The sequence below is a fragment of the Deinococcus aquaedulcis genome, from assembly GCF_019693445.1.
GTDB lineage: Bacteria > Deinococcota > Deinococci > Deinococcales > Deinococcaceae > Deinococcus > Deinococcus aquaedulcis.
Window position 1 is genome coordinate 132,490 of sequence record NZ_JAHRBL010000007.1, and the last position, 10,839, is coordinate 143,328.

8 protein-coding genes and 1 tRNA gene are annotated in these 10,839 nt (G+C 63.7%); 2 read left to right on the forward strand and 7 right to left on the reverse strand.

Annotation, left to right across the window (positions count from 1 at the left end):
• Positions 1-61: 61 nt before the first annotated feature.
• The gene (locus KMW22_RS10660) at positions 62-904 is read right to left on the reverse strand and encodes a DUF2167 domain-containing protein (protein WP_221090030.1); all 843 of its coding nucleotides are present in this window, start codon (positions 902-904) and stop codon (positions 62-64) included.
• A gap of 147 nt (positions 905-1,051) precedes the next feature.
• Between KMW22_RS10660 and lpdA the strand changes: the two genes are divergently transcribed.
• On the forward strand, positions 1,052-2,458 hold the full coding sequence (gene lpdA, locus KMW22_RS10665; RefSeq protein ID WP_221090031.1) for a dihydrolipoyl dehydrogenase: 1,407 nt from the start codon (positions 1,052-1,054) through the stop codon (positions 2,456-2,458).
• Between the two features lie 173 nt (positions 2,459-2,631).
• Positions 2,632-2,706: transfer RNA gene (locus KMW22_RS10670), tRNA-Glu, on the forward strand.
• 373 nt (positions 2,707-3,079) lie between these two features.
• Here KMW22_RS10670 and KMW22_RS10675 read toward each other — a convergent pair.
• The 6 genes from KMW22_RS10675 to KMW22_RS19655 form a co-directional block, all read right to left on the reverse strand.
• Entirely contained in the window at positions 3,080-4,903 is a 1,824-nt protein-coding gene (locus KMW22_RS10675) for a polysaccharide biosynthesis protein (protein WP_221090032.1), read from the reverse strand.
• A 25-nt stretch (positions 4,904-4,928) separates the two neighbouring features.
• Positions 4,929-6,140 (reverse strand): DegT/DnrJ/EryC1/StrS family aminotransferase, encoded by a 1,212-nt coding sequence (locus KMW22_RS10680; RefSeq protein WP_221090033.1) that lies wholly within the window; start codon positions 6,138-6,140, stop codon positions 4,929-4,931.
• Positions 6,141-6,258: 118 nt separating this feature from the next.
• Positions 6,259-7,281 carry a GNAT family N-acetyltransferase gene (locus KMW22_RS10685; RefSeq protein ID WP_221090034.1) on the reverse strand — a complete coding sequence of 341 codons (1,023 nt, stop codon included), beginning with the start codon at positions 7,279-7,281 and terminating at the stop codon, positions 6,259-6,261.
• The gene (locus tag KMW22_RS10690) at positions 7,278-8,231 is read right to left on the reverse strand and encodes a DegT/DnrJ/EryC1/StrS family aminotransferase (RefSeq protein ID WP_221090035.1); all 954 of its coding nucleotides are present in this window, start codon (positions 8,229-8,231) and stop codon (positions 7,278-7,280) included. The genes KMW22_RS10685 and KMW22_RS10690 overlap by 4 nt, the downstream gene beginning before the upstream one ends.
• Entirely contained in the window at positions 8,228-9,001 is a 774-nt protein-coding gene (locus tag KMW22_RS10695) for a GNAT family N-acetyltransferase (RefSeq protein ID WP_221090036.1), read from the reverse strand. The genes KMW22_RS10690 and KMW22_RS10695 overlap by 4 nt, the downstream gene beginning before the upstream one ends.
• Positions 8,994-10,835: a sugar transferase gene (locus tag KMW22_RS19655; protein WP_328774663.1), complete on the reverse strand. Its 1,842-nt coding sequence runs from the start codon at positions 10,833-10,835 to the stop codon at positions 8,994-8,996. Before KMW22_RS19655 ends, KMW22_RS10695 begins: the two co-directional genes overlap by 8 nt.
• Positions 10,836-10,839 lie beyond the last annotated feature (4 nt).

The following is a 10,839-nucleotide window of genomic DNA, read 5'->3' on the forward strand; positions in this document are numbered from 1 at the left end:
CAGGAGAGGGCGGGGGCGCACATACGCCCCCGCCCCCTTTGCGGTTATCTGCTGATCTTCTTCAGGCCCGGGCGCGGCGGCCCAGCACCCGGATCAGGCCGCCCAGCGCCGCTGCCACCAGAATCCAGCCCTTTTTCAGGAACAGCAGGGCGGCGCCCAGCAGACCCACCTTCTTCGCAGCAGCCACGCCCAGCAGGCCCGCAATGCCGTAGGTCGCCAGCTGGTCGGTGTCCGCGTTGAAGTCCTCGTAGCGCGCGCCCGGGGTAAACGACACCTGGTTCAGCACCGCCGCCATGTCGCGCTTGATCTGCGGCAGCTGCGCCATGCCCGCCACGGCGTTCAGTTCCAGCACGTTGTCGCGGCCCAGAATGCGCACGGCGTAGTTCAGGGTGTGCTCGCCGGGGTTGTCGCTGAAGGCCAGTTCCTTGGCCCAGTACATCTTGTGGGTGGCGGCGTCATAGCGTGGCTGGTCGGCCCAGCCCACGAGGTTCACGGTGCCGAACCCGGCCTCCTGCCGCGCTCTGTTTTCCTCGTTGGTGGCGGCCTGCATGTCGCGCATCAGCTCGGCGTAGTTGATCCCTGCGGCGTCCTTGTCGGATACGTGGCCGTCCTTGCTCTCGGTGATCACCACGCCCCAGCCCTGCTCGGTGGCCGGGTCCAGGCCCGCCGGCACAATCATGCCCAGCACGTCCTCGGCGGCTTCGGGCGGGTTGCCCCACTGGCCCACGATGACCTGCTTGGCCCCGCTGGCATCCAGGTAGCGCAGGCTGGTCCCGGTGTTCAGCTGGGCTTTGCCCCCCAGCAGCGAGATCTGGCCCGTCTGGTAGCGCAGGGGCGCCTCGGCGGCCTGGGCCCCGGCCACGGACAGACCGCCCAGGGCCAGCAATGCCAATGTCTTTTTCATCATGTTCTCAGCTTAGGGGCCGGCCGGCCCGGGCGTTGCCGCACTTGCGCCGCCCCCACTGGGGGCCCGTTTCCCCCCAGTCTGTCTCCGCCACAGGAACGCGCTGCCCCACCGCCAGCAAAGGCCGGTGGTACGCTCAGGAACGCTATGGATTCCTTTGACGTGTTGGTCATCGGCGGCGGCCCAGCCGGGTACGTGGCCGCCATTCGCGCCGCGCAGCTGGGCTTCAAGACCGCCTGCGTGGACGCCTTTGAACGGAACGGCAAGCCTTCACTGGGCGGCACCTGCCTGAACGTGGGCTGCATCCCCAGCAAGGCCCTGCTGGATTCCAGTGAGAAGTACGAGGTCATGCAGCATGACTTTGCCGAGCACGGCATCAACGTGCAGGGCGCCAGCATTGACCTGGGCAAGATGCTGGGACGCAAGGCCGCCGTGGTGGACAAGCTGACGGGCGGCGTGGCCTACCTGTTCAAGAAGAACAAGGTCACCTCCTTCCACGGCCTGGGCCGCCTCGTGCGCCGCGAGGGCGACGCCTGGGTGGTGGACGCCGCCGGCACCGAGGTGCAGGCCAAGCATGTGATCGTGGCGACTGGCAGCAGCCCCCGCGCCCTGCCCCTGGCGCCTTTTGGCGGCCATGTGGTCGAGAACAGCGGCGCCCTGGCCTTCGAGCAGGTGCCCGGCCAGCTGGGCGTGATTGGCGCGGGCGTGATCGGCCTGGAACTGGGCAGCGTGTGGCGCCGCCTGGGCGCGCAGGTGACGGTCCTGGAGGCCCTGCCCGGCTTCCTGATGGCCGCCGACGACGCCGTGGCCCGCGAGGCCCAGAAGCAGTTCCAGAAGCAGGGTCTGGCCTTCCACTTCGGCGTGCAGATCAGCAAGGTGGAGCAGGACGAAGGGGGCGTGACCGTCATCTACACCGAGAAGGAGCAGGAGGTCACCGCCCGCTTCGACAAGCTGATCGTCTCGATTGGCCGCGTGCCCCACACCGCTGGCCTGGGCGCCGAGGCCGTGGGGCTGGCCCTGGACGAGCGCGGCTTCGTGAAGGTGGATCATCACTACCGCACCAACCTGGAAGGCATCTATGCCATCGGCGACGTGATCGGCGGCGCCATGCTGGCCCACAAGGCCGAGGAGGAGGGCGTGGCCCTGGCCGAGATGCTGGCTGGGCAGGCCGGTCACGTCAACTACGACGTGATTCCCTGGGTGATCTACACCAGCCCCGAAATCGCCTGGGCCGGCCTGACCGAAAAACAGGCCAAGGACAAGGGCCTGCAGGTCAAGACGGGCCAGTTTCCCTTCAGTGCCAACGGCCGCGCCCTGGGCCACGGTGACCCACGCGGCTTCGTGAAGGTGGTGGCCGACGCCGCCACTGACAAGCTGCTGGGCGTGCATATGGTGGGTCCCAATGTCAGCGAACTGATTGGCGAAGTGGTGGCGATCATGGAATTCGGCGGCAGCAGCGAGGACCTTGCCCGCACCGTGCACGCCCACCCCACCCTCTCCGAAGTGGTGAAAGAAGCGGCCCTGGCCGCCGACAAACGCGCGCTGCATATGTAAATTCGGGTTTCAGGCGGACGGCCCCGGTAAAGGAGACCGTCCGCCTTCCTCTTCAGGTTCATGGCCTCTTGACGAATCGGGCTTAACCCAGTATCTTTCTGTGCGTGCCGGAAACGGTGCCCCTTGAAAGGCAGCAAGCGGAGGCGTCAGCCAAAGCAAAACTGAAGTGGTGTGGCCCCATCGTCTAACGGTTAGGACACTACCCTTTCAAGGTAGCGATACGGGTTCGAATCCCGTTGGGGTCACCAGAAGAAACCTCCGCAAAAGCGGAGGTTTTTCTTTTGAACATCAAATTATTGCTCCCTGCGCAGAAGAATCACGAATGAGCGCCTTGGCAGTTTACTGACCCCATCTTCCGCTATGCCACCAGCCTGCTCCTCTCGTTACGTTTCAAAGCAGGAATCAAGCAGTTTGCAATTATCGGAGCAACAGGCAGACGGCGCATTTCCGGAGGTAAGGCTCAGCCAGGAGGGAACAGTCATTCAGATTGCCATTGCAGGGATTCGCTGGCAATTGCTTTGCATATCAGTTCAATCGGGCCCTCTCACAGTTAAGCTATGAAATCGTTACACCCAAGCAACAGCCGGCCATACTCTCCGTCTGGACCACTCGCCCTTGAGCTCAACGGATACGGCCGAACTTGTTCTCTGGAACCAACCGCGTCAGGGCGGTCCGTATCGTATCAGCGTCTTCATTCTGAGCATATGCACGCAGGGCTTCGAGTTCGCGATCAATGGTGGCGGGGTCAACCGCTCCAAGCTTGGCCACGAAAATATCGTTATGGGTGGTGGCGTCACTGCCTTCACTGGCAGTCAATAGCTCCTCGTAGAGCTTTTCCCCAGGGCGCACACCGCTGTAAACGATCTCCACGTGCTTGGCGCCAGAAAGGCGAATGACATCGCGAGCCAGTTCTGCAATCTTGACCGGATTGCCCATATTCAGGACATAGACCTTGCCGTTTTCGGCGAGGCCGCCGGCTTGCAGCACCAGCCGCGCTGCTTCTGGAATGGTCATGAAGTACCGAACCATCTCGGGGTGAGTCACGGTGATCGGTCCGCCGGCGCGAATCTGCGCCATGAAGGTCGGTACGACGCTGCCCCGGCTACCGAGCACATTGCCGAAACGTACCGAGACAAAGGCCTGGCCTTCCCTTGCTCGCGTCGCACCCGCTGATACGACCATCTCCGCGACACGTTTGGAAGCGCCCATCACGCTGGTGGGATTCACCGCTTTGTCCGTAGATATGTTCACCAGACGGGAAATCCCAAACTCCAGACAAAGGTCCACAACGTTTTTGGTGCCCATCACGTTGTTGAGAATGGCCTCAGAGGGAACCTGTTCCATAAGAGGCACATGCTTGTGGGCCGCCGCGTGAAACACCACGTCGGGCCGGAATTCCTCGAAGACGGCGCGCAGGCGCCGGGCGTCGCGGACATCGCCGATCAGACCCACCTGCTTAATTTCCGGCCAGTTCCGGACAAGCTCTTGCTGGATGCCAAAGATACTGTTCTCACCGCGACCAAGAAGCAGGATGGTCGAAGGAGCAAAGCGGCACAGTTGCCGAACGAGTTCGGACCCGATACTCCCCCCTGCACCAGTCACAAGAATAACGCGGCCACGAAGATAGCCGGCGATCTCGGCCGTGTTGAGTTCGACGGGGGGCCGACGCAACAGATCCTCGAGATTGACATCCCGGATCTGGTTGATGTTCACTTCGCCAGCCAGGATCTCGAACACGCCAGGAATGATGCGGTAGCGTACCCCAGCTTGACCAGCGAGTTCGACGACGCGGCGGACGAAATCCCCCGGCGCTGAAGGAGTGGCGATCAGGATCTCCTGTGCCTCTTCGCGCTGCACGACCTCGAGCAGGTCTGTCACAGTGCCGAAGACCGGGAGTCCGACGATGCGCTGGCGCTGCTTGGCAGGTTCATCGTCGAGGAAGCCGATGGGATTCAGCCCTGCCTCTGGGTGTCGCTGCATCTCGCGGGCGATGAGAGAGCCGGCGTCCCCCGCGCCAACGATCAGCACTCGCCGCTGCTCGCTGCCTGTCTGGCGGCGCGCCCGCTCGTCCAGAATGCGGACCAAGAGCCGCACGCCGCCCATCATCAGGAAGCCAAGGATGCCGCCAAGCAGCGGTACGCTGCGCGGAAGCTGCAACCAGCTTTGCAAAACGAAACCGGCAGCGAACATCACCAGGGTCGCGCCTGCTGCCGCACGCGCGAGCAGCGTAAGATCCTTGACCCCAACCCGGCGCCAATCCTGGTGCGGAAGCATGTAATGGCGGCCGAGCAGACCCATCACCACAACGCTGAGGACCACGTAGCCCCACACATTCTGGGGAACACCAACTTCGGTCAGAGATGGCTTGCGAAAGGCATAGGCGAGAAGGCCTGCCAGCCCCCACAGCAGCAAGTCAATCAGCGCTTTTTCAGGCAAACGTTTCATACCAGTGCGCCTCGCAAGCAAGTGTTCACCGGAGCTGTGCCTCAGCCATGACACGGTCCATAGTATCGGCAACGTGGTGCATGTCTTGGTCTGAAAGGGTTGGATGCACCAGGAACATCAGGGCGGTTTCGCCGAGTTCCTTTGCGACAGGCAGACGTTCTGCTGGACCATACCCGGCGTTGGTAAACGCCTTTTCCAGGTAGATCTCGGAGCATGAGCCGCTAAAGCACGGCACGCCCAGGGCGGCCACAGTGTTCATGATGCGGTCACGGTCCCAGCCCGGCGCCAGGCGTTCGGGATTTACGAAAACGTAGTACTTGTAGTAAGCGTGTTGAATCTCTACATCTGGCAGAGTCAGACGCAAGGAGGGGTGTTTTGAGAAACGTTCATTCAGGATGGCGGCGTGCGCACGTCGACGGTCGATCCAACCGGGTAGCTTGCGCAGTTGCAGACGCCCAATCGCGGCCTGGACCTCCAGCATGCGCCAATTGGTACCGAACGACTCGTGGAGCCACCGGAAACCGGGCGCGTGCTCTCGGTTGTACACGGCGTCGTAACTCTTGCCGTGATCCTTATAGGCCCAGGCCTTTTTCCACGCTTCTGTGTCATTCAGGGCCAGCAGGCCGCCTTCCCCTCCGGTGGTCATGATCTTGTCCTGGCAGAAGGAGAATGCCCCGGCGTGACCGATGCTGCCCACCGGGCGGCCCTTATAAAAGGCGCCGTGAGCCTGAGCGCAGTCCTCAATGACGATGAGCCCATGCTCGCTGGCTAGTTCCATGATGGGGTCCATATCGCACGGCCAGCCAGCCAGGTGGACAGGAATAATGGCCTTTGTCTTCGGAGTGAGCACCGCCCGGATGGTCTCAGCCGTGATGTTCTGAGAAACTGGATCCACATCGGCGATCACCGGCAGGCAGCCACGCATGACGGCCGCGCTGGCCGAAGCGATGAAAGTACGAGCGGTGGTAATGACTTCATCGCCGTGCCCAATCCCGAAAGCGTGCAGAGCGAGCTCCAGAGCCAGCGTGCCGTTGTGCAGAGCGATGGCATGCTTAACACCTAGGTATTCAGCATACTCGCGCTCGAATTCGCGGGCTTCTGTTCCGGTCCAGTAATTGACCTTGCCGGACTGGAGGACCCTGGTGACGGCCTGTACCTCGTCAGACTCGAAGACGGGCCAGCTGGAGAAAGTGGGGGCTGGGATGGAAGGGGCAGGGTGGTTCAATGCGTTCGTCATGATCGTCTCCGAGGAGCAGGGAAGGCCTTTTTACAGCAAGGCCGCACAATGTTCTCAGTATTCCTCATCGGCGGACTCGGCTTCTGACGAACGCTTCACTGTTGAGCGGTCTAGGGGTTCAGGACTTGGCCGGAACAGAGGCGATCAGGCCTGGGGCGCGGTAAGCGGGAAAGAAGTCGGGGGCCATTTCGCCCACCTCAGTACGGCGGGCGTCCACGAGGGCTTGGTACTCTTCCGGAGCAGCGGTCAACTGCACCCCGAAATAAGGCCTGACCCCCGTTTTGTCAAAGGCCCTTTTATACCGAAAGATCCCATCATCCGGGGTATAGCCGCCGCCCAGCACGTAGCCAGCTTTACCCGCGGTTCGCCCGTACTCGATCACAGCGTGTTTGAGCAGATCGTTGGGCGCGTGTGCAAAAAACTCCTGTCGGGTCCCGCCCAAGTAGGAATACAGGAACCGTTCGCTCTGGAGTACCAATTCCACCGAAGCCAGTTCACCCTCAGGCCCGCGCACCTCGGCCAGCACGAAGCTGCCCGGCATCCCCTTGGCAATAGCCGAGAAGAAGTCGAGGCCAAAGTGGTACCACTCCTGGGCGCCGCGCCGCTGCATGGTGTCCAGATACACTTCGACGAAGCCCGGCAGGTCAGGGAACTCCGGCAGCACCCGCGCCGTCAGCCCGGCCCGCTGGGCCTTGTTCACGTTCTTGCGGACCTTGTGGTCGAAATGCCGCCACTGCTCCTCGAGGGGGCGAGTCACGTCCACCACCACGTTGTCGCGCAGCCCCACCCGCGCGTAGCCGGGCAGGTCCAGTTCGGGCGGCTGACGCTCCAGCGCAGCTCGTATGAACAGGGTCAGCACCCCCTCACGCCGCATCCATTCCAGCACGCCTGGGTAAAAGTCCCCGTCCGGGTTGCCGTAGGGGCCGCCGTACCCGTAGGGCGACGTGGCGTCTCGCCATCCGGCTTCGCCCGGCAGGGGCCGTAGCACCAGCGGCAGCAGCCCGCCGTGACCACAAAGCGCTCCAGCCTCGCCCTCCCCCGCGAACAGCGCCACATAGTCGGGATGCGCGAACGGCTCGCGTCCCGTCCGGTCCCAGGCAGCCAGCCACTCGGTACGGTCAGCGACGGTGAGGAGCTTCATTCCTGCGCCGCTCTCAGGGCCGATTGGAACGACTGCATCATGCCGGGAATGTGCGCCGGGTCGAGGTCCTGATGCACCGGGAAGTTGATCACCGATTTCGAGAGCGCCACCATCTCAGGGAAGTCTTCCCGCACCGGCCCGATCAGGGTGTGGTACAGACTCACCATGCCGTAGCCGTCGGCGTTCATGGCGTGGTAGATGTGGTCGCGGTCGCCTCTGCGGATACGAACAGGCAGGGTCTGAGGCACATCGCCCGGCGCCAGTTCGGGCCACAGCAACCCGAACTCGCGGCCACATTCGGGCAGCTCGCGCAGGGCCGCCAGCACGGCCTGGGCGTGGCGGCGCCGCGCTGCTCCAATTGCCGCCCAGTCGTAATTCAGAATGAAGCGGGCCAGCTCGGGGGCCGTTTCGTGCTGCCCGGCGAGCAATCGGGCGTTGCGGTAGGCGATCATGCCGCCCTGGGCGCCCGGCGTGGGGAACATCTTGTGCAGCGAGTACAGGTTGATGTCCCCCCGCGACCCCGCTACTCCACCAAGCTGCGCCGAGTAAAACCCGTGCGCCAGGTCCTCGACCAACAGGGCGCCGTGATGGTCGGCCAGTTCGCGCACCGCTTCCAAATGCGGCTCGGTGCGTCCGTAGTAATGGATCAGCACCAGCACCCGGTAGCCGCGTTGCAGCTCGGCCTCCAGCTTGCCGAGGTCCACCGTGAGGTCGGAGTTGAGGTCGTAGAACCCGGCGCGCAGGCCTAGGCCCTGCACCGGGTCGTACACCCCACTTCCCTCACGCGGCGACCAGCCGATAAAAGCGGGCAGCAGCACCCCGGCTTCTGGGCCCGACAATACGGCAGGCTGGGCCAGGAAATCCTGCATGCCTTCGCGGGCCGAGCGGTAGAACAGCGTGGGCAGATGGTGCATCTGCGGGCTGGTGGCGGTCTTGGTGATGTGGGTCATGGGGTCTCCTGGGCACGCTGCCACCGTAATCGTAGAGATTGATTGAACGCCTCGGCCTCAGGATGGGGGGCAAATGGAGTGACAGGCGCAATCAGCAGCGCCTCCTGAAGAGTTGGAAACCCTGCTCCCATCGCGGCCAGCAGGCCATCTTCAGCAAACTCTGCCGGGCTGGGGCAACGTAAGACGCTCTCGCCCATTCGCCCCAACCGCAGCTCTCGCCCAGCGAATCGCAGGTGCAGCTCACAAAAGCCGTAGCGCCCGAAGGCCGCGAGCGCCTGGGGCCAGTTCAGCAATTGCACTGTTCCCGCCCCCGGGGAGGGCAGCGTACGCCTCCACCATGTGGTCCGCGAGACTTCCTCAAAGCCTAGCCGTCGGTACAGCGTAAGCGCTGGCAGGTTGTCCGCAAACACGTCGAGCTGCATTTCCCTGAGATGAGGAGATTGAGCCAAGTGGTCCTCTACCAGCCGTTGGGCCAGCCGCTGGCCGCGCGCCTGCGGCGAGACACAGATGTACGAGAGAAAACCCGTGTGGGGGTCCAACTGCCGGAATTCGGCGTAGCCCAGCAGCTCGCCGTCCTGGGACTTGGCGCCCAGGTAGAGACGGTCGGGATGCAGCGCCGCCGCTTGCAGGTAAGCCGCCAAAAACGCCTCGGAACCCTGTTGGGTCGCGGTCATGTAGGGATGAAGGCGCGGGTCGAAGCTCTCACGCACCAACCGCTGCGCGGCGGGAGCATCGGTGGGTACGAGGGGTTCTATGGTGAATTCAACCATGGGCCAGCTTGTGCCTACGTTCGTCGTCGAGGTTCTGCATGATCGACTCAGCGTCCACGACCACTCCGCTGCGCCCGAGCACCTTCTGCACAGTCATCCACAGAATCTTTAGGTCGAGCCGCAAGCCCATGTTCTGTACGTACCACACGTCCATACCCAGGCGATAGTCCCATGAGGCGGTATTCCGGCCGTTAACCTGTGCCCAGCCGGTGACTCCCGGGCGCACCTCTAAGCGCTGGCGCTCCTGGTCAGTGAAATAAGGAGTATAGCGCATCAGCAGAGGCCGTGGCCCCACCAGGCTCATATCGCCCTTGAGGACGTTCAGCAGCTCGGGCAACTCGTCCAGGCTGGTCGAGCGCATCCAGGCCCCAAACGGGGTCAGGCGCCGCGCGTCTGGCAGCAGCTCACCGTCCGGCCCGCGCTCGTCGGTCATGGTGCGGAACTTGTACATCCTGAAGGCGTCACCGTACCGCCCGGGGCGCATCTGCTGGAAGATCACCGGACTGCCCAGACGCGAGCGCACCAGTGCGGCGAGGGCGAGCATGGGAAGGCTCAGGGCGGCCAGGACCAGGACTGAGACGGTCACGTCCACCAGCCGTTTGACCGGGTTGTAGGCACTGCCGCCGCGTGCCGCTGCAGCCAGCAACTCGGCAAATCGCGCGGCACCCACCCGCAGCGCCAGATGCTCATCGTAGTACCGCGCACTACGTTCACCCATGCGCCGCCGCTCCTCGGGGGGCAGCGCCATCAGCTCGCGCACCGCTGCCGCCAGCGCCGCCGCGTCCTGCGGAGGGAAGGTCAGCCCGGCCCCAGCCTCCTGCACCAGCGCCGCCGCGTCGCCGCGCACGCCCATCAGCAGAGGTTTGCCTGCCCGTAGATTGGCCTGGGTCTTGCCGGGAATCGTGATGGCAAAGAGTGGATCGTCCTTGAGGTGAATCAGCAGTGCGTCGGCCAGCGCCAGAATCTCCCCAATCTCGCTGGGCGGGCGGCGCGGCAGGAAATCCACGTTGGTCAGTCCACGCTCGCGGGTGCTGTCCCGCAGCCGCTCTTCCTCGACCCCGCCGCCAATCATCACGAAGCGGGCCGCTTCGTCGCGCAGCTTCTCGGCAGCGTCGAGCACGGTGTCCAGCGCCTGCGCCCGGCCCATGTTGCCCGCAAAGACCACGTTGAACTTGCCCGCGAAACCCAACTCGTCGGCACGCTGGGCGGGCGGCGGGGTGAGGTCGGTCTTGTCCTCGTTGGTCCAGTTGGGGATCACGCTAACCTTATGCTCGGGCACACCGCGTTCGATCAGCCTCTCGCGGAAACCGGGCGACAGGACCGCGATCCGGGCAGCCCGGCGGTGAACCATGTCCATGAAACCGCCCACGCCACGTAGCACCGCCGCGTTTTCCATCATGCCAGTCGCGGCCAGGGTGTCGGGCCACAGGTCCTGAATGTCGTACACGAACGGCACGCCCTTGAGCGCATTCAGGACCATCGCTGGGAGGCTGGCCGTGGCCGGGGGGTGGTACACGTACGCCACGTCGGGACGGCGCATCAGCAGGGCGCCGATGCTGGCCGAGGCCGCGTAGGATAAGTAGTTGGCAGCCCGCTTCAGTCCTGATCCGTCATGGCTAGGATAAAGCGGTACGCGCAGCACTGGTACGCCATCCAACACTTCACGCTGCCAGGGGCGGACACGGTAGCCGGGGTAAACCTTGCCACCAGGATAGTTGGGAAAACCGGTGAGCACCTCAACCTCGTGCCCCAGGCGCTGCAATTCACGGGCGAAGAGCAGCCCTTTGAAGGTCGGTTCGGGGTCAAACCACTGGGTGATCAGGAGAATCCGCATCCAG